This is a genomic window from Mucilaginibacter sp. GW822-FHT03E02 (assembly GCF_058801545.1).
In genome coordinates this window covers 3,492,572-3,514,647 of sequence record NZ_JBXANJ010000001.1, presented here as the reverse complement: position 1 = coordinate 3,514,647, position 22,076 = coordinate 3,492,572, and the positions used below count along the sequence as shown (strand labels likewise).

The 22,076-nt window shown below is 43.3% G+C and carries 19 protein-coding genes; 5 read left to right on the top strand and 14 right to left on the bottom strand.

Annotated elements, in window-relative coordinates:
- Window positions 1-76 precede the first annotated feature (76 nt).
- Window positions 77-1,168, top strand: coding sequence for a phosphatidylinositol-specific phospholipase C1-like protein (locus tag AC1RM2_RS14595; RefSeq protein WP_492985861.1), 1,092 nt, complete (start codon window positions 77-79; stop codon window positions 1,166-1,168).
- A gap of 157 nt (window positions 1,169-1,325) precedes the next feature.
- On the opposite strand, the gene AC1RM2_RS14590 is transcribed toward AC1RM2_RS14595, so the two are convergent.
- Together AC1RM2_RS14590 and AC1RM2_RS14585 are read right to left on the bottom strand one after the other, a co-directional pair.
- Window positions 1,326-2,459 carry an ATP-binding protein gene (locus AC1RM2_RS14590; RefSeq protein WP_492985860.1) on the bottom strand — a complete coding sequence of 378 codons (1,134 nt, stop codon included), beginning with the start codon at window positions 2,457-2,459 and terminating at the stop codon, window positions 1,326-1,328.
- A 16-nt stretch (window positions 2,460-2,475) separates the two neighbouring features.
- Entirely contained in the window at window positions 2,476-2,778 is a 303-nt protein-coding gene (locus tag AC1RM2_RS14585) for an AlbA family DNA-binding domain-containing protein (RefSeq protein ID WP_492985858.1), read from the bottom strand.
- A 136-nt stretch (window positions 2,779-2,914) separates the two neighbouring features.
- Here AC1RM2_RS14585 and AC1RM2_RS14580 point away from each other — a divergent pair, with 136 nt between their 5' ends.
- The gene (locus AC1RM2_RS14580) at window positions 2,915-3,964 is read left to right on the top strand and encodes a DUF4097 family beta strand repeat-containing protein (protein ID WP_492985856.1); all 1,050 of its coding nucleotides are present in this window, start codon (window positions 2,915-2,917) and stop codon (window positions 3,962-3,964) included.
- A 308-nt stretch (window positions 3,965-4,272) separates the two neighbouring features.
- Here AC1RM2_RS14580 and AC1RM2_RS14575 read toward each other — a convergent pair whose 3' ends face one another.
- A complete protein-coding gene (locus AC1RM2_RS14575; RefSeq protein ID WP_492985855.1) occupies window positions 4,273-6,135 on the bottom strand; it encodes a chloride channel protein in 1,863 nt (620 codons plus the stop codon).
- A 166-nt stretch (window positions 6,136-6,301) separates the two neighbouring features.
- Here AC1RM2_RS14575 and AC1RM2_RS14570 point away from each other — a divergent pair, with 166 nt between their 5' ends.
- Window positions 6,302-6,535 (top strand): hypothetical protein, encoded by a 234-nt coding sequence (locus AC1RM2_RS14570; protein WP_492985853.1) that lies wholly within the window; start codon window positions 6,302-6,304, stop codon window positions 6,533-6,535.
- A gap of 92 nt (window positions 6,536-6,627) precedes the next feature.
- Complete coding sequence (locus tag AC1RM2_RS14565; protein WP_492985851.1) at window positions 6,628-7,275, top strand: Crp/Fnr family transcriptional regulator; 648 nt, start codon at window positions 6,628-6,630, stop codon at window positions 7,273-7,275.
- Window positions 7,276-7,283: 8 nt separating this feature from the next.
- On the opposite strand, the gene AC1RM2_RS14560 is transcribed toward AC1RM2_RS14565, so the two are convergent.
- From AC1RM2_RS14560 to AC1RM2_RS14545, 4 genes are all read right to left on the bottom strand, one after another.
- Window positions 7,284-7,865, bottom strand: a complete 582-nt coding sequence (locus AC1RM2_RS14560; RefSeq protein ID WP_477382641.1) for an HPP family protein — start codon at window positions 7,863-7,865, stop codon at window positions 7,284-7,286.
- A 134-nt stretch (window positions 7,866-7,999) separates the two neighbouring features.
- Window positions 8,000-9,565 (bottom strand): M56 family metallopeptidase, encoded by a 1,566-nt coding sequence (locus AC1RM2_RS14555; RefSeq protein ID WP_492985849.1) that lies wholly within the window; start codon window positions 9,563-9,565, stop codon window positions 8,000-8,002.
- Window positions 9,562-9,933 (bottom strand): BlaI/MecI/CopY family transcriptional regulator, encoded by a 372-nt coding sequence (locus AC1RM2_RS14550; RefSeq protein ID WP_492985848.1) that lies wholly within the window; start codon window positions 9,931-9,933, stop codon window positions 9,562-9,564. Before AC1RM2_RS14550 ends, AC1RM2_RS14555 begins: the two co-directional genes overlap by 4 nt.
- Before the next feature lie 128 nt (window positions 9,934-10,061).
- Window positions 10,062-12,050 (bottom strand): retaining alpha-galactosidase, encoded by a 1,989-nt coding sequence (locus AC1RM2_RS14545; RefSeq protein ID WP_492985846.1) that lies wholly within the window; start codon window positions 12,048-12,050, stop codon window positions 10,062-10,064.
- Window positions 12,051-12,326: 276 nt separating this feature from the next.
- Between AC1RM2_RS14545 and AC1RM2_RS14540 the strand changes: the two genes are divergently transcribed.
- The gene (locus AC1RM2_RS14540; protein WP_492985844.1) at window positions 12,327-15,230 is read left to right on the top strand and encodes a DEAD/DEAH box helicase; all 2,904 of its coding nucleotides are present in this window, start codon (window positions 12,327-12,329) and stop codon (window positions 15,228-15,230) included.
- 274 nt (window positions 15,231-15,504) lie between these two features.
- Here the strand turns inward: AC1RM2_RS14540 and AC1RM2_RS14535 are convergent, their stop codons facing one another.
- Genes AC1RM2_RS14535 through AC1RM2_RS14505 form a run of 7 tightly spaced genes read right to left on the bottom strand, consistent with a single transcriptional unit; the run spans window position 15,505 to window position 22,047 of the window.
- Window positions 15,505-16,242, bottom strand: coding sequence for a DUF4197 domain-containing protein (locus AC1RM2_RS14535; RefSeq protein ID WP_492985842.1), 738 nt, complete (start codon window positions 16,240-16,242; stop codon window positions 15,505-15,507).
- A gap of 42 nt (window positions 16,243-16,284) precedes the next feature.
- Entirely contained in the window at window positions 16,285-17,295 is a 1,011-nt protein-coding gene (locus tag AC1RM2_RS14530) for an inorganic phosphate transporter (protein WP_492985841.1), read from the bottom strand.
- 20 nt (window positions 17,296-17,315) lie between these two features.
- Window positions 17,316-17,966 (bottom strand): DUF47 domain-containing protein, encoded by a 651-nt coding sequence (locus tag AC1RM2_RS14525; RefSeq protein ID WP_090638703.1) that lies wholly within the window; start codon window positions 17,964-17,966, stop codon window positions 17,316-17,318.
- A 47-nt stretch (window positions 17,967-18,013) separates the two neighbouring features.
- On the bottom strand, window positions 18,014-19,078 hold the full coding sequence (locus tag AC1RM2_RS14520) for a sensor histidine kinase (RefSeq protein ID WP_492985840.1): 1,065 nt from the start codon (window positions 19,076-19,078) through the stop codon (window positions 18,014-18,016).
- A gap of 9 nt (window positions 19,079-19,087) precedes the next feature.
- A complete protein-coding gene (locus AC1RM2_RS14515; protein ID WP_492985838.1) occupies window positions 19,088-19,786 on the bottom strand; it encodes a methyltransferase domain-containing protein in 699 nt (232 codons plus the stop codon).
- Between the two features lie 18 nt (window positions 19,787-19,804).
- Window positions 19,805-20,929 (bottom strand): NAD(P)/FAD-dependent oxidoreductase, encoded by a 1,125-nt coding sequence (locus AC1RM2_RS14510; RefSeq protein WP_492985836.1) that lies wholly within the window; start codon window positions 20,927-20,929, stop codon window positions 19,805-19,807.
- A 5-nt stretch (window positions 20,930-20,934) separates the two neighbouring features.
- Window positions 20,935-22,047: a type III polyketide synthase gene (locus AC1RM2_RS14505; RefSeq protein WP_492985835.1), complete on the bottom strand. Its 1,113-nt coding sequence runs from the start codon at window positions 22,045-22,047 to the stop codon at window positions 20,935-20,937.
- Between the last annotated feature and the right edge of the window lie 29 nt (window positions 22,048-22,076).

Sequence of the window (22,076 nt, the reverse complement as noted above, 5' to 3'; positions counted from 1 at the left end):
TGATAGATAATAAGCGCAAGGGACACGTCTTTTGCGCTTATTTCGTTTTAATTTGATAGCTAAATAATATAATACTATGAAACTCATTAGAGGCTTACTGATTAGTCTTTTATTTCCCTTAACCATTTTAAAAAACGATCCCGACGATATTACCATCAACAAAATACAGGTAATCGGATCGCACAATAGCTATAAGCGGGCTATCGACCCCAAATTATTTAAATTTTTGCAGCAGCGCGATTCTGTTGGCATGAGCAAGATCGACTATGAACATGTCAGTCTTTCAGATCAGCTTAATTTAGGCTTGGGTGCATTGGAGATAGATGTTTATGCCGATGCTAAAGGCGGCAAATATGCCCACCCCAAAGGATTGGACTGGGTGCCGGGGCAGCCGGCTTATGATACTGAAGGCGTAATGAAAACTCCCGGCTTTAAGGTTTTTCACGTGCAGGATATTGATTACCGCAGCAACTGTTTAACCTTTAAACTTTGCTTGCAGGAATTAAAAAAGTGGAGCGATGCACATCCCGGCCATAACCCAATTTTTATCACCATGAATGCCAAGGATGAGCCGATGAAGAAACCAGGTTTTACTATCCCTGAAAAATTCAACGCGGCCACGTTCGCAGCCTTAGATAAAGAGATTTTGGATTATCTGGGCAAACAATATGTAATAACCCCCGACGATGTTAGGGGCAAATATAAAACCCTTGAAGCTGCAGTATTACATAATAACTGGCCAACGCTTAAAGCAGCCAAAGGGAAGTTTATATTTATCCTGGATGAAAAAGGCAAAAAAAGGGCTACTTATATTGCCGGCCACCCATCATTAAAAGGCAGGGTATTATTTGCCGATGCCGTGCCCGGTACGCCTGAAGCCGCTATTCATATTATGAACGATGCCAAAAAAGATCAGAACGCAATAAAAGCATTGGTAAAAAAAGGCTACATCATCCGCACCCGTGCTGATTCGGACACTGAGGAAGCCCGCAACAATGATAAAAGCTCATTTGCCGCGGCACAAAAATCAGGCGCTCAAATTATCAGCACCGATTACTATAAAAAAAGCACTCACTTTAAATCAGATTACATGATCAGTTTTGCTGATGGCTCCTATTTTAAAGTTGATCCGTTGTTTAAGGCGACGGCAGATGTTGGTGCAAAATAATAGTGATATACATAAAGGATGTCACTTCAAAATGCTTGATCGTGCCTAAATCCTAAATAAGCGCTATTTGTTACATAAAAAAAGCACCTTCAGATAACCTGGAGGCGCTTTTTTGTTGGAAAAACATAGCTGTAGTTACATGACGGTTACATAAGAATTACACCCAAAAAGGAACATATTTTGCATACTTCCTTGATTTGTTTTCCGGGTCATAATCTTTAATTAGTCCTTCATTCATTGTGTCTGAAATAATTCTTGAAACCATTGGGTAGTTTTTTTCCGAAATACCGAATCGTTCCCTTAAAGATTGGTTAGTCATGTGTTCGCTTGAAACATACTTAAGACAGGCATGTAAGTAGCAGCTTCTTATTTTATCTTTTTTATCCATTTCCTTTACTGCCTGTAATCCATAAAGAATAATTCTGGTATAATTATCTCCAACAATTATTTCTGGAGCAGGCAATTGATTATATTCACATTCTTCAATAACTTTATCTATCTCGCTTCCTCTTTCTTCACAAATGTTTAGCCGTCTCATAAATCCGGCCATCATTTCGTTCCTGCTTTCAGGACTATGATCAACAAACCTTAACGGATCTATAAGAGGTGAACCGGGGTTTGTAATTTCTATTCTATTCGAAAATACTTCTACCATCGGTGAACTTCCTTTTACGCCCAAGTCCTGATGAATTAATGCATTAGCAACAAGTTCTCTAATTGCTAAAATTGGATATGCAGAAACTTTTCCTCTTAACGCCTTCCCCATTATTTCATTGGTCGGCAGTTGGTCTTCTAAATATTTGATCAATCCTTCAAAGCCGGATGCATATCCTTTCTTACCGACTTGTTCTTTAATCGTTTTTATTCTGTTTTTTCCATCGTAAAAAATAACTCTTAAAGCTTTTCTTGATAGCTCTTCAAATAAATTAATATCTTTTGCGAATAGCAATCCACCCAAATTGGTTATATCGAAGTTGCCGGCTTTGTTCAAGATTAGCTTTTCTTCTAAAAATCTATCGAGGATTCCCTTTTTATTGTTTGGTAGAGGAAGGTTTAGTAAATCAAACAGTGATGGATAATCCAGATATTGTAATACCAGATCTGAAGAGACATCATGCATGCAAACTTCCTTTTCATAAACAAAATAGCTTTCTCTGCTCCAAATTATTTTAGCCCTTTCTGGATGATCACCAAGGAGTTTTTTATAACTACCTATCCGTATGTAAGCCTCGCCTTTAAAAGTTACAGGGATGAATCTCGTACATTGTATTTTAAAAATGACAAAATTCAACCCTTGTTGACTAAACTCATATATTGAAGTCTATTCTTGGCGTAAGATGGCAAGCAAGCCAGTTTTCTAATTCCTGCCCATTGGTCTTTGTGGAATGGGGTTTAAAGTCGGTCCCAATTAACCTATGTGTCGAATCCTCTACTCCAAAAACCAAATATCCATAATGTTGTTTTTTATAGCATGCGCCATTGCTTAATGCTGATAAATACTCGCCAATAGTGTCGGGTTTAGAGTTGTTAGCCTTAAACTCCACCCATTCACATTCTTTCGGGAGCGATTGTAAGTCTTTAAGTAAGATTTCCAGTTCTTGTTGGTTCATTGAGACCAAGTTACAAAAACTATAGCAGTCTTGCTTTGTCCGGACTATATAACGGCCCTTCACAAATAATTATCCCCGCCTCTGCAACGATTCCAGCCCGACCGCTGTCTTATCTACACAAACCAAACAAAACAACATGAAAGCATATATTCTCTCGGCATTGCTGGCCTGCCAAACCATGGCGGCTATAGCGCAGGATAACGATGGCAAAACGCCATACATGACAAAATCCCTGGCAAGTGATGCCATCAACAGCGTTGTGGTAAATACATCGGCCGGCGGCATTGAAGTAAGCGGGCGCGCAGGGCAGGCACCGAGAGTTGAAGTGTACATCAGGGGTAATAACGGCCGCGATCTATCTAAAGAGGAAATAAAAAAACGCCTTGACGAAGATTACGACCTGAGCGTAACCGTGACCGGCCACGAAGTACGGGCCATTGCCAAAAACAAGCACGAAAACCAAAACTTCAACTGGAAAAAATCTATCAGCATCTCGTTTAAAATATTTGTTCCGCAACAGGTTGCTACCAACCTGAAAACCAGCGGTGGCGGTATCCGTTTGGATAACTTAAAAGGCAGCGAAACATTTACCACCAGTGGCGGCGGATTGGAAATAGACAGGCTTTACGGAACCATCAAAGGTACCACATCAGGTGGCGGAATAAGGGTTGCCAACAGCGGCGATAACATTAACCTGCAAACCAGCGGCGGCGGTATTGAAGCTAAAAACCTCACAGGTAAAATCAGCCTGGAAACATCGGGCGGCGGCTTACGCCTCGAAAATTTAAAAGGCACTGTAAATGCCCATACCAGTGGCGGTGGGGTAGAAGGCAGCAATATTGAAGGGGAGCTGGTTACCAGCACGTCTGGCGGCGGCATCGACCTTAAAGGTATGAACTGCAGCCTTGACGCATCTACAAGCGCTGGCAGCCTGCGTGCGCAAATGGTTAAAGTGGGCAAGTTCCTGAAACTGAATGTAAGCTCGGGCAATATCGATTTGCGGCTGCCTGCAAACCAGGGTCTTAACCTGGATATCCGTGGCGATGGTATTAATCAGCACCCATCAAAAATAAGTGGCTTTACCGGGCAGTGGGACAACGAACATATTAAAGGCACCGTAAACGGCGGCGGTGCGCCGGTAACAGCCGAAGCGTCAAGTGGCAACATTAGCCTAAGGTTTAACTAAGTAAACAAACCAATCAACCATATAGTGAAAGCTCCGGGTCGGAAGATCAGGGGCTTTTTTAGCTTTGCCCGATAGGAAATAAAAAGCAATAAGAAAGCCGGAGATACAATAATTGAACAGCGGTAAACTCGATAAAAAGGGTGCCCAATGGCTATCGGAAAGAGATTGACAAGGGGGAGTAAAGGGTAATCAACGGTGTGCGAGAAACTCGTCCGTCCACTGGTAACATGTAAATATATTGCTGTTTTTATTGGCCAACGGTCCATTGATGAGTTGTATGCCTGCATCAATGGGATAATCATATTTTGCTAATTATTTTTATTTATCAGCTTACGCCCTTTACTCATTATTTTTAACCGTTGCCGTTTTAGCGATATGGATAATGATGTTTTATCGGCCTCGTTATTATGCAATCCGTAGGCGGCTATAATTTCTTTGTAGGATAGGCTGCCAATAATTTTGTTTCCGGCCGAAGTAACCGGTACCAGTTCGGCATTATGTTTTGCCATTAATTCGGCAGCCAGGCGTAACGATGTGTTGCCGGTTAACATTAATGCTGAGGGGTGTGTAATATCCCCAAGATTCAGTTTTTGAGCCTGGCTGTTATTATATATATCGCCCAGCTTGGACGTCCCCATATAATCGCCTTTTTTATCTACCACTATAAAATCGTGGGCAGTTGAGGTGTGGGCAAGTAGCCAGGCTTTTACTTCATTAACCGGGTTGTCGGCACTTAAAATAACAGCCTCTTTGTTCATAACGTCAAGTACAGATAGTTTACCCAATACGTCGGGTTCAAATGATACGGGAGTGGCAACGCCTCTGCGGGCAATTTTCTCGGTCATGATGGTATTCTCCATTAAAAAGAACGACACCAGGTACGATGCGGTGCAGGCGCCAAGTAAAGGCAACAAAGCGTTTGATTGCATGGTAGATTCGAGCGCGAACGTAATACTGGTTAAATAGGCCCTTGAAGCCCCCGCAAACATAGATGACATGCCCAGCAACGCCGCCATAGGTATGGTTATGTCCGAATTGGGAAAAAACATTAAAATAACCGCACCGATGATAGCCCCCGCCGCGCCGCCAATAGTTAACAAAGGAGCAAGGGTACCGCCGGAAGTGCCGCTGCCCAATGCAATAGCCCACGACAGGAATTTAAAAAAGCATAACCGCAAAACAAGCAGCAATGGAATGGTGCCCGATAAAATACTGATGATATTATCGTATCCTACGCCCAATGTATGAGGCGCAAAATAACCAATTACCCCAACTGCAAGGCCGCCTAAGGCAGGCCACCACATCCAGTGAATGGGGAGTTTATCAAACCAATCTTCAATTAAATAAACAATTTTGGTTATCCCCAATGACAGAAAACCGACAAGTAAACCGATGCCGCTGTAAATGGCTAATGCCTCGTTAGTTGGCACCGCTAAATTGGGCATAGGAAAAACCGGTCCCGATTCAAACAACAGGTGATGGCCTGCTGCTCCCGTAATACAAGCCAGGGCAACGGGCAAAATAGATTTTGGCGAAAACTCAAACAAAAGCAACTCGATAGCCAGCAACACAGCCGCTATGGGTGTACCAAATATGGCCGACATACCTGCTGTTGCACCGGCTGCAAGGATAACCTTACGCTCATTGGCGGTAATTTTTAATAACTGTCCCAGGGTTGATCCTAAGGCTCCGCCGGTTGCAATTATTGGCCCTTCGGCGCCAAATGGGCCGCCTGTACCAATGGCAATAGCCGATGATATGGGCTTTAAAAAGGTAATGGAAGGCTTTATTTTGCTTTGGTTGGTTAGTATTTGCTCCATGGCTTCGGGGATACCATGCCCCCTAATGGCTTTTGAACCATACAAGGCCATTAACCCAACAATTACCCCGCCAATGGCCGGCACTATAATAACCCACAGGCCGAGGTGGTTAGCGGCAGGGCTATGGAAATGTACATCCAGTATACCGTAAAAAGATATGTTGGTTACAATATTAATGAGGTAAATAAGCCCCTTGGCTATAATGCTGATGGCTATTGCCACCACAACAGATAGTGCCGAAACATATAATAGCCTGTTTTTTATACTTCGGGTTAAGGCTAATTTATCCTGGTGATTATTGATGGCGTTTAAGGAAGGCGAGATGGGGATGCCTGTTTCTTTTTGTTTCATGATGAATATTACACGAGCCTGCACTTATAAATCGGGTGTTAGTTTTGTTGCAAAAGTAATACAAAATAGATTTTTTAGAAAATATATTGCAATAAAATATTGCATGTGCAATACTTTATTGCAAGTTTTGCTGCCGAATCATTGAAAACATTACGAGGATAGTAACATGAAAAAATTCAGTTATGCATTAATGGCGATAGGGGTTATCATCATTATTATTGGTTTTTTAACTTTTACCAATTTAAAAACAGTAAACGCGGTTGATTCACACAACTGGACAATTTACATCAACGGCGCAAAATCATTCTCCTGGCCGGTATTTGGAGGCTCGGTAATTGCCATATTGGGAATTATTTTTAACATGGCAACCTGGGAGCAGCCAAAAGGCCGGTACTTTTAATAATTTCGCAAAGGCGATTGCCAATAATAAAACAGTATTCATACATGGCAAAAAGTAAAAGTGTTTGTGATTTAAAGAGTTGCTTTTTGTGCATGCACTGCTTAACAGACTGGATTCCGGTTATTGATGCGCAGCGGAAAAATTATGCTGTAAAAAAGGGGGAAACAATATTTAAGGAAGGCGACCCGGTTACAGGAATTTATTTTGTTTACGAAGGCAAAATAAAAGTGCATAAAAAATGGGATGCCGAAAAAGAACTGATATTGCGTTTTGCGCAAAAAGGCGATATTGTTGGTCACCTGGGGCTTGGCGATACGGGTTATTATCCGGTATCGGCTACGGCTATTGAGGCCGGCGTAATCTGTTATATCAGCATGGATTTCCTGGAATCGACCCTGAAAATTAACAATAACTTTGTAATTAAGCTTATGCGCTTTTTTGCCAACGAGCTGCAGGAATCTGAAAAGCGGATGCGCAACCTGGCGCATATGCCTGTTAAGGGGCGGGTTGCACAGGCGCTTATTTCTCTTAAAAATAAGTTTGGCATCAATGCCGGTGGATATATTGATATCGATCTGAGCCGGCAGGATCTGGCCGCATTTACCGGTGCTGCATACGAATCACTTTTTCGTACTATAAATGACCTGGTTGAAGATAACATCATCGAAATAGCTGGAAAAAGCATACTTATTAAAGCCGAGGATTTACTGCTTAAGCTAACAGATGAAGCTGGTGCATAGCCGGCTGCTTAGCGCTGGTACCTGCGCCATACCATAAACCACTTTTTATTATTGGGATATTTGCGATGGCCGCTTACGTTGTTTACCAGCAAAGCCACCAGCAGCAATACTGTTGCGCCGGATAACACCGGGCTTAATACATATAAATACCCCAATGCCTGTATTTTGGCCGACCCGATATTGGCAATGAGTGCTGTGGCGCCGCCCGGCGGATGCAGCGTTTTGGTAATTTGCATTAATACGATGGCAATTGATACAGCCAGGGCCGATGATAGCCAAACCTCGTGCGGAATAAGCTTATGCATAGTTACCCCAACAATAGCGCAGATTACGTGGCCGCCAATTAAGTTTCGGGGCTGGGCGAGGGGGCTGTTTACGATGCCATAAATTAATACCGATGAGGCACCGAAAGAACCAATAAGGAATAAATTATCCGAAGGGCTAAAATACCGGTTGCTAAAAAAACCGATTAAGCCTATACCAAGGAACGAGCCGATAAACGTCCAGAAATGTTCTTTATAATCAACCAGCGTTTCTTTATAAACAATATAACGGGCGGTGCGAACGTGGCGATGTATCCTTCTGATCATAATAATTGGTGGGCGCAAAAATAGGCACTTTAATCATGATAATAAACCACCGGGCTAAAATCAGAAACGAAAGGGCAAAATATTTGCAGGAAACGAAAAGGCCTCGGATTCTTTCAATCCGGGGCCCTTTGTTATTAAAGCATCATTAATCCTGTTTGCTTTGCACCAAAAGGTGTTCGGCAATACATACGCGCTATTTTTGTTTTGGCCAGCGTTTCTTTGCGGTAGTTAGCGTAATAATCAACGGTCATCAAATCAACCTGGTATTTATAGGTTTTATCTTTGGCAGCGCCTGCATATAATTTGCTGACAAATACCTGCGCAAAATCGGCCGACGTGTATTTTTCAAGTTCGGCATTAGCCGCTCTTTTTCCGTTAATCCAGATACCATAGGTGTGTGCATCCGTAAAAACGCTCAATTGCTTTGCCGTTGGGAAGGCGCGTGGTAGTATAAGCCCGTTACCCATCATAAAACCTACCATTTGTTGAGCCTGCTGCTCTTTACTCATCTGTCCATATATTTCTTTAAGCCGGGCTTTATCCTCATCCGAAACTTTCATGATCTTTCCATCTGGCGAGATCTTGTTTTTGCCGTGGCTGCTTAGTGCCGCCGAAAAATAGGGCTCATATTTATCAGCTATGGTTTTATACTCGGCCAATAACTCCGGCGATACACCATTTGCAGTATGCTTATAATTGAGCTCGGCAAAAATAAAGTCGCGTTGTACTTTGCCCGGCGGGCTATTTTTCGGCGATGGTTTGGGTTGGAGTTGTTCGGCTTTTCCTTTAGCCGCTGGCACTGCAAATTGTGGCTGCTGCGCTTCGGTTTTGGTGGTGAATAACAAAAATGCCGCAATGGCGAAGGGCATAACGGCCAGCCGGCTTAGCCAGGCGTTAACGGTGGTGGTGGTTTTAGTCATCATGATCAATCTTTTTTTGGTAATAGCGTAGTTGAATTGGCTGGTTATGCCTAAACCGTTAAGGCCGGATAAACTGTGAATAAGCAGGTTTTGATAGTTGGCAGTATCGTAATGCGCACTTAATACCGCGGCATCGGCCAAAAATTCGTGGTTTAGCTTAATATACCTGCGGTATATTAAGATGAAGGGGTTAAACCAGCAAATGGCTTGTACAAGCTCGGTAAATATGATATCAAAGGAGTGTAACTGGCGGGCGTGTGCAAGTTCATGATATAAAACGCCAGCGTCAATTTGTCCGTTTTGATAGTCGTCACGGTTTAAAAACATGTACTTTAAAAAGGTATGCGGCGTTTGTTTTTGGTCGATTAGCACCAGTTTTGCATTTTCATACTGGGCGCTATAGTTTTTATCTATAGTTTGTTTGATGTTATATAGATTTTTGATAAACCGCAATAAAAGCAATCCGGTAATTAAAATATAAATGCAGGGCAACAAGTAAAACAGATAGTTGATATGTTCTGGAGCCGCTATTGTAGCGGCCGGTGTTAATGTTGAGGGAGTTGCCGACGCATCCAGTATTTCTGCCTTAAAATAAGGTTGTTCAACAATCGTTGCAGCACGTTGCTGTATGCTGATTAACGGTACCGCGAGTGAAAACACAATGCCGAACAAAAGATAGAACCTGTTGAAAGTATACATCGCTTTATTTTTAAGCAACGCAACATATGCAAGCAGCAACAAGACGCTGCAAAGCGTAAAGTTTAGCAGGTAGGCTGTCATGGTTTTTTCTTGTTTAATTGTTGATCTATAATCTTCTTAAGGTCTTGTAATTCGGCTTCGGTAAGGTGGGTTTCGGTTGTAAAAAACGAAGCAAACTGCATGGCCGAATTGCCAAAAAAGTTTTTGATAAGCCCGTTAACATGGGTTGCAAAGTAATCGGACTTTTTGACCAGTGCATAATACTGCCTGGAATTACCCATCAGGTTGTAGGCTACAAAACCTTTATCCTGCATGCGTTTCAATAAAGTGGCTATAGTAGTTACTGCGGGTTTGGGTTCAGGGTAACTATCTATCAGGTCTTTCAGGAAAACTTCCTCGCCTGCCCAAATCAGTTCCATTAGTTGCTCTTCGGTGTTGGTTAGCTTCATGCTCTACGACATTAGAATTTACTCTACAATTGTAGAGTAAATAAATCGTAAATGCAAATACCCGCGATTATTTTTTTCGCGGGTATTTACTAAAGGTCTTAAAAGACGATTAAAGCATCGTGATTATATTAATTTACGCGCTCAAACCGCGCAGCCCAGCCACCGCCAGGTGCAAGTTTTACAGATAGCTTGTCTTTCGCGGTAACGTTAATAACGGTGCGTTTATAATCGGTAGCGTCTTTATCGGCATTTACGCCATCCTCAAATACAATGGCCTTATAATTGCCATCGCCCAAAAATGCTAAATCGATATTTAAATCCCTCGCATCCCAGTTGCTCATGGCGCCGGCATACCATGTGGTGCCTTTGCGGCGTGCAATGGCTACATATTCACCCACTTTACCATCAAGGGCAACGGTTTCGTTAAAGGTGGTAGGCACAGCAGCTATAAAATCGGTGCTCTCCTGTTCTTTGGTATAAATGGTTGGGTTGTCGGCCATCATTTGTAAGGGGGCCTCAAATATGGTATACATGGCCAGCTGGTGGCAGCGTGTTCCCTGGCTCATGGGGTTGCTGTTTACCGGGCGAAAGTTTGCTTTTGTGGCATTGCGCATAGCCCCAGGTGTATAATCCATAGGGCCGGATAGCATACGGATAAACGGAATACTTACATCATAACCCGGGTGGTTGGTTACACCCCATTTTACATTCTCCAGCCCTTTTACACCTTCAAAATTCACAATATTAGGGAAAGTGCGCTGGATGCCGCCGGGCTTGTACATGCCGTGGTAATCAACAATCAGGTGATGATCGGCAGCCTTTTGGGCTATGTCATATAGCGATGCAACCATTTTCTGGTCGTCCCGGTCAATAAAATCTATTTTGAAACCTTTTACGCCCATTTTGGCAAATTTGTCAAAAGCTAAATCGGTTTGGCGGGTAAGGGCATACCAGCTGGTCCACAAAATGAGGCCCACGTTTTTTTGTTTAGCATAATCAAGCAGTTCCTGCAGGTTGATTTCGGGCGAAATCTGGGTAAGGTCTACAATGCTCGACCAGCCCTCATCCAGCACCACATATTCTATTTTATTGGCCGATGCAAAATCGATATAGTATTTATAGGTTGGGTTATTAATGCCGGCCTTAAAATCAACGTGGCTGATGTTCCAGTCGTTCCACCAATCCCATGCTACTTTGCCTGGCTTAATCCATGACAGGTCGGTTAGCCTTGATGGCTCTGCAAGCTTTTGTACCATGTCGTTATTAGCCAGTTGCTTGTCATCGGTGCTGATAATCACCACCCGCCACGGGAAGCTGCGGGCGCCCGCGGTTTTGGCAATATAATCGGCCCGGCCGTTCACCACATAGTTCATATTGGCATAACCGCCGGTGTGTTCCACTGTAGGATATCTGGCAAATGCCCCTTTCAGGTTTTTGCTGCCGCTACCATCGCCGGTTAAATACATACCAGGATAATTGTTTAGGTCCGCCTCTAAAATGGCTGCTTTTTTCGGAGTGCCAACATCAACCAATACGGGCAAAAATGCCAGGGTGTCTTTTTTTACGGCAGAGATGTTGATGTTATCATAAAGTGCCTCAAAAGAGGTTGTCCATTTATCCTTGTTCCTGAAATCGTTTACAAAAGGCAGATAAGCTTTATCATCATCCTTAAAATTGAAGTTGGCTTCCTCGTCAACAACGGTAATTTCACCCTTCTTTTGCGTGGTAAAGCGGTAGGCAACACCATCGTCATAGGCACGGAATACAACCGCGTAATCGCCTTTAAAGTTGATGATGACCTGGTTGTATTGGTCATGAACCCTGTCTTTTTTATAAATAGGGGTACTAAACCAGGTATCGGCCGATGATGTTTTGGCCGATTTCACTACCGCGTTTTTGCCCAATACCTCATTGCCGGCTAATGTCATCGATATAGCTGACGGGGCGATGATCGCTGTCCCTTCATGCTTTACTGCCCAACTAATGGTATTGCCGGCAATGATATTCAAATCTATCTTGCCATCGGGCGATTTTACGTGATAGCTTTTATCGGGCTGTGCATATGCAGCATATATTGAAAAATACAGGCAAAAAAGGAGCAAAAGTTTGATCTTCATCAGGAACGCGTGTTAGAGTTTAAATAGGGTGGTTTATGTTATCCGAAACTAAACATAAATCCATATACCAGATAATGCATTCCGCACAAATTACGATGAGAAATAAACAAGTATCAGATGGTTTTAATGAAAAAACAAGCAAAAAAGCGCCCGCAAACTGCTGTGCTGAGCAGGAAACGTAATTAAAAAACAAAAAATCCTTTCAATTCCCCCAAATTCTGATTACGTTTGAATTTTTTGTTGATGTAGCTTCTATTAATTTTTTATCAAAAGTTAATGCTACGAGTAGACAGTACAAAACCCTGCCAGATTATTTATGCCATTGCAAAGCATGATTACCTTGGCTATGTAATTGAGCCACACATCGTTCAGCTTAACCCCAACGGCGAATTTTCATTAACCCACCAGCGCTTATTTTCTAATACGGCAAAGGAGTTTATTCATTGTATTGATGAGGTTGATATTAAGCTTATCAAGATTTTGGAGGAGATGGAACAGGGCAATGTGATTAAACGCTTTTATAAGAAGCCCATCCGTCCGTTTGAATTTTTTGCCAAGATATTTAACGAAGCATTATTTGATACCATTCGCCCGAAGCTGGAGAAACGAATGGCCGAAGCGCTGAACCTGCTGATGCAAACCGGCAAAAAGGTTTACCAGATGAGTAAGGAGGGCTATCCGGGAGAGCGAAAGCTGCAAATAGCTACTGAGCCGGCCAGCGTGCTATTCCATTTTAGGCGAAATGAGGAGGAGATAAGGTATTTCCCGACGATTAAATACCAGGGAATGCGCATTGAATTCATGTTTAAAAATGCCGAAATTATTTGTAACCACCCGGCCTGGATGCTGCTGGACGATACCCTGTATTATTTTGATAAAGAGATAGAGGGTAAAAAACTGGTGCCGTTCCTGAATAAGCGCTTTATCGCAATCCCCAGGTCGTCGGAGCAATCCTACTTTGAAAAGTTTGTTGCGCCGCTGATTGAGAAGCACAATGTATATGCCGAAGGATTCACGATAAATACCGAAAAATACGATGCACAGCCGGTTATAAAACCTATTTATGTAGAGGGTGGCACATCCCAGCTGCAATTGTATTTTAAATATGCGGGCTATATTTTCCCTTACGGCGACGGGCGTACGGTATCGGTAAGGATGGAAAAAAACGGCGACGATTACCTGTTCCACCGTATTAAACGCTCGGGGACCTGGGAAAAGGGCAAGATGGCGCAGTTGGAGCAATTGGGCCTTAAAACCGTATCCAGTTTGTTTCAAAACCTGGAGGTTGATAATAAACATGACGAGGATGCCGATCATTCCTTCTCGGTATTTGAATGGCTTAATCAGCACCATAACCAGCTAAAAGAACAGGGTTTTGAAATAGAACAACCCGAAGGACAAAAGCGGTACGTTTTTGGAAACAGTAAAATAGACCTTGAGGTATCTGAAAACAACGATTGGTTTGATATTAACGCCATTGTTTGGTTTGGGCCATACCGCATTCCGTTTATACAGCTAAAAAACCATATCCTTAACCATAAAAAGGAATTTACTTTGCCATCGGGCGAGATTGCTGTTATCCCCGAAAAATGGTTTTCGCAATATGGCAACCTGCTGCATTTCACCGAGGGGGGCAATGAGTTACGACTTCGCCGCCACCATATAGGCCTGGTTAACGACCTGGCCGAAGGCGAAATGGCCAACGTTACCATGACCCGCAAGCTACAAAGGCTGACCAATTTTGAGGAACTGGAGGAAATTGAGATGCCGGTAAATTTTGATGGTAACCTGCGGGCCTATCAAAAAGCAGGCTATAACTGGTTTCACTTTTTAAAGCAATACCATTTTGGTGGTTGCCTTGCCGATGACATGGGGCTTGGTAAAACCATACAAACCCTGGCACTGTTGCAAAAACATAAAGAGTTTACCGAAGCAGAGGGCAGCAAGAGCACATCGCTGGTTATTATGCCAACATCGTTGATATACAACTGGCTTAACGAGGCAAAAAAATTTACACCGCAATTGAGGCTGATGGTGCATACAGGCACATTACGATACAGGTCGGCAGATGTGTTTGCCAACTATGATGTGGTTATTACCACTTATGGTATCAGCCGGATAGATATTGAAATGTTTAAGGAGTACTTTTTTGATTATGTGATATTGGATGAAAGCCAGAACATCAAAAATCCATCGTCAAAATCATTCCAGGCAGTTAAGCAGCTCAAGTCGCGCTTTAAGCTGATATTGAGCGGTACGCCGGTTGAAAATTCGGTTAATGACTTATGGACGCAGATGTCGTTTATAAACCCCGGCTTATTGGGTAACCAGCAATTTTTTCAGAACGAATTTGTTACCCCGATAGAAAAGAAAAAGGACGAGGATAAGGCCCGCAAGCTGCAGGCGCTTATTAAACCTTTTGTGCTGCGCCGCACCAAAGAGCAAGTTGCCACAGAGCTGCCGCCAAAAACAGAAACGTTGCTTTATTGCGACATGAGCGAGGAGCAGGGATCTGTGTATGAAAAAATAAAATCAGAATACCGTAACGAATTACTGAAAAGCCTGGAGGATGGCACCTTTGCCAAAACCCAGATACAGGTATTGCAAGGGCTGATTAAGCTGAGGCAGATAGCCAACCATCCTATCATGATTGATAAAGATTACGAGGGCGATAGCGGGAAATTTGAAAACGTTGTACACACCCTGGCCAGCGTTTTGGATGGCGGGCACAAGGTGTTGATATTCTCGCAGTTTGTAAAGCAGCTTGCCATTTACCGCGAGCACCTGGAACGCGAAGGAATATCATATGTTTACCTTGACGGCAGCACCCAAAACCGGGGCGACGTGGTTAAACAATTCCAGGAAGATAAAAAAACCAGGGTTTTCCTGATCTCGATAAAGGCCGGAGGCGTAGGGCTTAACCTCACCGAGGCCGATTATGTATTTATCCTTGACCCGTGGTGGAACCCCGCCGTAGAGCAACAGGCTATTGACCGTACCCATCGTATTGGGCAAACCAAAAACGTGTTCATTTACAAATTCATCACCAAAGATTCTGTTGAAGAGAAGATACTTGCCCTGCAGCAGCGCAAATTAAGCCTGAGCCGCGCTTTAATTACCACCGAGGAGAGTTTTATCAAATCGCTTACTGCGGATGATATAAAGGAGATATTGGGGTAGGTGTGCGGATGTGCAAATTTCAGATGTGCAGATTTAACATAAAAGGTCAATCGCAAAACGATTGGCCTTTTTTATCATCATCATCCGTCATTGCGAGGTACGAAGCAATCCCGAACTATGTGAGATTTGGCAAGTAGGGGATTGCTTCGTGCCTCGCAATGACGGGAGTTTAGTGCATTGATTTCACTGTATTTCTTTGCACGCCATAACGATTTTTTTCGGGTTTTATCCGATGGATACTCGTAATGACGGGTGGGTGAAGTCTGTTTTAAGATTACTGCCCGCTTTTTTTCTTATCAGCAAAAGAGAATACTTTTTGAAGCAACGGCGTTGTGCGTGCGCTCAGGTTCTGGCGGATGTTCAGCTCCTCTTTAGCTATCTCTACAAATAAGCCGGCAATGGCTTTCTGGGTTACGTAATCGGTAATGTCGGGATTTATTTTTGATACAAAAGGCACCTTGTTATAAGCCTGTGCTGCATCGGTATAATATTTTGTAGCGCCAACTTTGTTTAAGCTTGCCTGTATCACCGGTTTAAACTGCCCGGCCAATTGTAAAGTTGTGGTTTTTTTAAAGTACTGGGTTGCCGCATCCTGGCTGCCTAACAAAATATTTGTTACATCCTGCAAAGTCATTTGCTTTATGGCGCTGATAAATATAGGTTTTGCTTTTACTGCGGCATCTTCGGCAGCGTGGTTAACGGAGGTTATTACATTATCGCAAAGGCTGCCCAGGCCTATGCTGCGAAGCGTTTTCTCGGCTTTTTGTGCCTCGGGCGGAAAAAGTATTTTAACTTCGGCGTTCTTTAAAAAACCATCAACAACAGATAGCTTATCTGAACTTTTGCCGGTACCTATTTCAAGGGCCTGCCTAAGGCCGTTACCTATCTCAAACGTAGTAGGCGTTCCCTGCGCATTGGTTGTTGCGGCCTGTGCTACCTGGTTTAATGTATCGCAGCTGCTTAAGGTTATAAAGGACAGCAAAGCAGTAAGGATTAATATCTGTTTTTTCATAGTGGCTAAAATTAGCAAAAATGAAGCCAACTTATCAGTAAATTATTCCAACACTTTTAACAGGGCAAAAACACCTGCCGCAATTAAAGCAGAAATTGGAATGGTGATAATCCATGCCCAAACAAGGTTAATGGTTACACCCCAGCGTACAGCGGATACGCGCTTGGTTAAACCAACACCAATAATGGAGCCTGTAATAGTGTGGGTGGTAGAAACCGGGATGCCAAACCGTTCGGTAATAAACAGGGTAATAGCGCCCGCTGTTTCGGCACTTACGCCCTCAAGTGGTGTTACCTTGGTTATTTTTGAGCCCATGGTTTTAACAATTTTCCAACCACCGCTCATGGTACCTGCAGCAATAGCGGTGTAACAAGCCAACGGAATCCACTCCGGCATTTCCGAACCAGGCTGTATAACCTTGCCGGCAATAAGGGTTACATACAATATACCCATTACCTTTTGCGCATCGTTACCTCCATGTGCAAAGCTTAGTGCAGCAGCCGATACCAATTGCAATCTTTTAAACCACCGCTCGGCCGTTGAAGGCTTGGCACGCTTGCAAATATTTAATATTAAAATAGTAATAACATACGCTATGAACAACCCTATAAATGGCGCGAGTACAATATAGGCCATAATGGTTAGTACATACTGCATTTCGATGGCCTGCAACGGATGAACGCCCATATAAAGGGCGTTGGTCATACCGGCACCGGCAAATCCACCTATAAGCGTATGGGATGAACTTGACGGGATACCAAACCACCAGGTTATCAAATTCCAGCTGATGGCCGCAACCAAACCGGCAAGTATTACATGAAGGGTGACAAAATGTTCTAAAACAATTTTTGAAACAGTTTTTGCAACTGTGTGCTCCTTGATAAAAAAATAGGCGGCAAAGTTAAATACAGCTGCCAGTAGTACAGCCTGAAAGGGGGTAAGCACTTTGGTTGATACAATGGTGGCAATTGAATTTGCAGCATCGTGAAAGCCGTTGGTGTAATCAAAAACGAGTGCAAGTAAAACTATAACAACAAGTAGGGAAGTAACCATTTAGTGATGATTAGGTATGCTTAAGCGTTTTTAACTAAAATAGATTCCATTACATTGGCCGCGTCTTCGCACATATCGGTTGCAGTTTCAAGAGCGGCAAGGATTTCTTTATACTTTATCAGGCGGATAGCATCTTTTTCGTAAAGGAACAAATCGGCCACTGCGCGGTCAAAAACATAATCAGCCTGATTTTCTACACTGTTTATCCTGATGCACGAATCGGCAATGTTACGTACGTTGCGCAGGTCTTTTAACTCGCGCACTGCTTTTTCAAGATCGATGCTGGCCTGAAGGATCAGGTCAGATAGTTTGCGGATGTGCTCATTAAAATCATCTATCCGGTAAAGGCTCATCCGGTTGGCAGCACCCTGGATATAATCGGCAACATCATCAATAGCTGTGGCTAACGCGTGAATATCTTCGCGGTCAAAAGGGGTAATAAAATTTTTGCCCAGTTCCAGGTATATCTGGTGGGTAAATTCATCGCCTTTATTTTCAAGCTTGTCAATTTGTTTAAACAGCTCTTCGCGGGTGGTGGCGTTATTGGAGTTAACAGCCTCTACCAAAATAGTAGCCATTGCTACTACGTTGTTTGCTGCCTGCTCAAATAAAGGAAAAAATATTTTTTTGTCCTTAGGTACAAAATACTGGAAAATGCTGTTTAATGACATGATGCTTAAAATTGGTGTAAAGGTACGGTTGCTATGTTAAATTAGTGTTAACTTTTTAACACTGGTATATTGGGGAAAGGTAAAGTTTGTTTTGCTCTTTGCAAAGTAAACCCAAAAGTTGATCCCAAACCCTCGGTACTGCGTACATTAATGGTTTGCTGGTGCGCTTCGATAATGTGTTTTACAATGGCCAGGCCCAGCCCCGATCCTCCAATTTGGCGCGACCGGCTGGTATCTGTGCGGTAAAAACGCTCGAACAGGCGAGGCAAAAACTTTTCTTCAATACCAATACCATCGTCGGTAACCTCAACCAAAACCTGGTCGTCAAGCACAAAAAGGCTTAATGATGTGCTTCCTTCTTCTTTGCCGTACTTAAATGAGTTATCAATCAGGTTAACCAATACCTGCCTTATTTTTTCCCTGTCGGCGTATACGATGATGCCCTCATCATATTTTTGTTTAAAAATCAGCTTAATTTTATACTGCTTGCCTTTTATTTCCAGCGATTCAAAAACTTCCTTAATGAGGTCGTTGATTTTGAATTTGCTATAATTAATAGGTATCTCGCCCGATTCCAGCTTCGAAATTTCGTCCAGGTCTTTGATCAGGTAACTCAGGCGATCTACATTTTTTGATGCTTTATCTAAAAACTGGCGGGCCAGCTCGCGGTCGTCAAAGTCATCATCCTGCAGCGCTTCGATATATCCCTGTATGGCAAAAAGCGGTGTTTTAAACTCATGCGAGATATTGGATAAAAAATCGCGGCGAAATTTTTCCTGCTTACGCAAGTCATCAATCTCCGATTTTTTTTGTTTTGCCCATTCTTTTACCTCCTGCTCCACATCATCAATGGGGTTGGCGGTTACATGCTCGCCGAGCGCATCGCGCAAATCGCGGCCAAGCTTTAAATTGTGGATGAGCTTATAAATAAGTTTGATGCGCGAGTAAATATACTTTTCTATCAGGTAGTAAAACACAAAGTAGCTTACCGCTATGGTAATGGTGAAAGTAACCATCACATCATACCATTTATGCTGAAAATAAAAGTTAACCGCCGACAGGGTTATGGCAACCCCGGTTGCGGTAATTAAAACCAGTACACGCAAATTCATAGCGTAAAGCTACGATTTATAGATCACTAAAGCCCAGCGGAATGGCCACTTCCACGTTAATTTAAAGTTATCAATTTGTGCCTTTTTTAGCAGTGTTAATAATTCCGGCTTTTTAAAACCCCGCTTTACTGATAGCGGCCCGTCGTAACGTACCATTTTATTACGGGTTAAAACATGTGTAATGAAAATAACCGCATAATATAGCGCCCAATGGCGGTGCAAATCGGTAATGATTATTCCTTTTTGGGCGGATGCATACATGTTTTTAATCATTTTCACCCAGTGTTCATCATCAAAGTGATGCGTAAACAAATTGCTGATAATGATATCGTGCTTGCCTAAAAGATGGGTATCGTTTATTACATCGGCCTGCACATAGCCAATGCCGGCTATCTCTTTAGATGCATTGCGCGCATAGTTTATTGCCGCGGGGGCAGCATCAATACCTGTAAGTTTTAGGGCCATCGGTTGTTGCTTTGCCCATTTGGCAATGGCAATCAGCGTATCGCCGCCGCCACAGCCCCAATCGCATATGGAATATCCTTGCTTTACCGGGAAGTTTTTTAATGCCTCTATTGCTTCCTTATGCCCGCCGAACCATGAATTTACCTTGCCCAAACCTTCCAACACAGGGGCTATCTCACTGTCGGGCAAGTTCAGGTCGTCCATGATTTCGGCATCAAAGGCGCGGTGTTTTAAATTGGCCATGGTATCAATACAATAACCTTATGAAAAAGGTTTTCCGTGAGTTTTACTAATCAGGTACCTGGATAATGGCGGTAAGCCGTTTAACAGGCTAAGTGTAAGGGCGGTTGTGTTGTTATTGCCAAACAGGCGCTGCAATTGCCGGCCTACCCAAAGCCGTTGTGCAAATTGCCGGTTCCAGGCACCGGTATAATCGGCCTCTAAAGCTACACGGTTATCTTCATAAAATTTGCCGGTTTTATAATGGCTGATAATTTTTTCTGACAGGATTTTGGCCGAGTGGATAGCCATGGTCATGCCGTTGCCGCATAATGGCGCTATCATTCCGGCGGTATCGCCGCTCATTAAAATATGGTTATCAACCGGGGCTTTCTTTTCAAAAGAGATCTCGTTAATTACCTCGGGCTTATCCAGTAAAAATTCGGCATTGGCAAAAATATTGTCGAGATATGGGTTTTTGCGGATAACGTTCTGTTCCAACTCTTGCAGGCTGCCGTACTTGCGCAGGTCATCGCGGTGCGCCATGTAGCACATGCAGTACCTGTCGCCATCGGTTTTGCTTACGCCGCAATAGCCATCTTTATAATTGTTAAGCTGGATAAGGTCCTGCGGCAAATCCATTTTTATATGGAATTTTACGGCCAGGTAGGGGCTGCGTTTATAAAAGAAGGGCCGTTTTAGTTTTTGATCGAGGTTTGACCGCTTGCCGAATGAGCCGATTACCAGCGGGGCTGTTAACACTTCGCCGGGCGTAACCACCTCAAACTGATTGCCGGCGTAGCGTACGTCCTCCACCCTTGCACCTGTCATGAAATTTACGCCTTCTATTGTCGCTTTATGGTATAAAAAATTATCGAAGGTATACCTGCTTAACCCAAAGCCGCCCAGATCAAGCTTTTGAGCAAATTTAACACCAGAGGCAGCGGTAACCTCCAGCCTGTTAATGCGGGCAACATTCAGCTGATCGAGGTTGATATCTAAAGTATTTAAAAACGGGATTACTTCGTTGGAGATGTATTCGCCACATACCCGGTGCATGGGGTATGTTTTTTTTTCGATGAGGGTAACGTTTAAGCCGGCACGGTTTAATAGTATCGCGTTAAATAATCCCGCAAGGCCACCGCCAACTATAATTACATCGTTCATATGCTTTAGCAAGACATTTCTAATATCATACCCTCAACCGTTAACCCCGGCCCAAAAGCAAAGCTCATAATCTTTTGATCAATCAAATTTTCGGCCTTAAGCATTTTTTGTAGTACAAACAGGATGGTGGCTGATGACATATTACCGTACTGCTGCAAGGTTTCATAAGCAAAGGCGTTGCTTTCTTCCGGCAGTTCCAGCGCTTCCTCTACAGCCTCCAGTATTTTGCGGCCGCCGGGGTGTACAGCATAAGCGGTTATTTCATCTGCATTAAGTTTTGCCTTTTGCAAAAAGCGGCCTGTTAAAGCCTTGATGTTTTTTTTGATTTGTTTGGATACCCGTGAGGTTAATTTCATCTCGAACCCCGTGTTACCTACATACCAGCCCATATCGTCGCGGGCTTCGGTCACAAACTCCGAGTAAAAGTTTTTTAAGGTAAGGCTGGTGCCAGTCCCCATACGTTGCGAAGCATTCTCTACCAGTACCGCGGCGGCACCGTCTGAGAACAGGGAGTTGGCCACCCAGTTGTCCAGTGTATTATCTTTTTGAAAATGGAGGGTGCATAATTCCACACTTACTACCAAAACCTTGGCTTCGGGATTGGCACGGCAAATGTAATCGGCCACTTTAAGGCCGTTTATGGCGCCGTAACAGCCCATAAAGTTGATGCAGGTACGCTCGGTATCGCGGTTAAGCCCCAGTTTCTCTACCAGTTCAATATCAATACCGGGTGCATGCATGCCCGTGCAGCTAATGGTAACCAAATGGGTGATTTGTTTGATAACACCGGCTCCAAAACCTGCAAGGCAATTTTTGACCGCATTTATGGCAATAGCGATAGCCTCATCCTGGTAAAGCTTTAAGCGTTTGCGGGTATCCGGAAAAGGGGTAAAACTTCCGGATGTGTCAAAAAAAGTATAGTTGGATGGGTCGGTTTCGCCAAAATCCGGGATCACCGAGTAGCGATAATCGATACCTGAATTATCGTAAATGCTTTTTAATCGCGCGGCGTTAGTTGCATCCAACCCAAAAGCATTCACCATAAAATGGTAAATATCCTGCTGGGCTATCCGGTTATGGGGATTTGCTATCCCGATGGCACTGATGCAACTCTCCATTTATATTTAGCTTTATTTAAGTCTGAAGT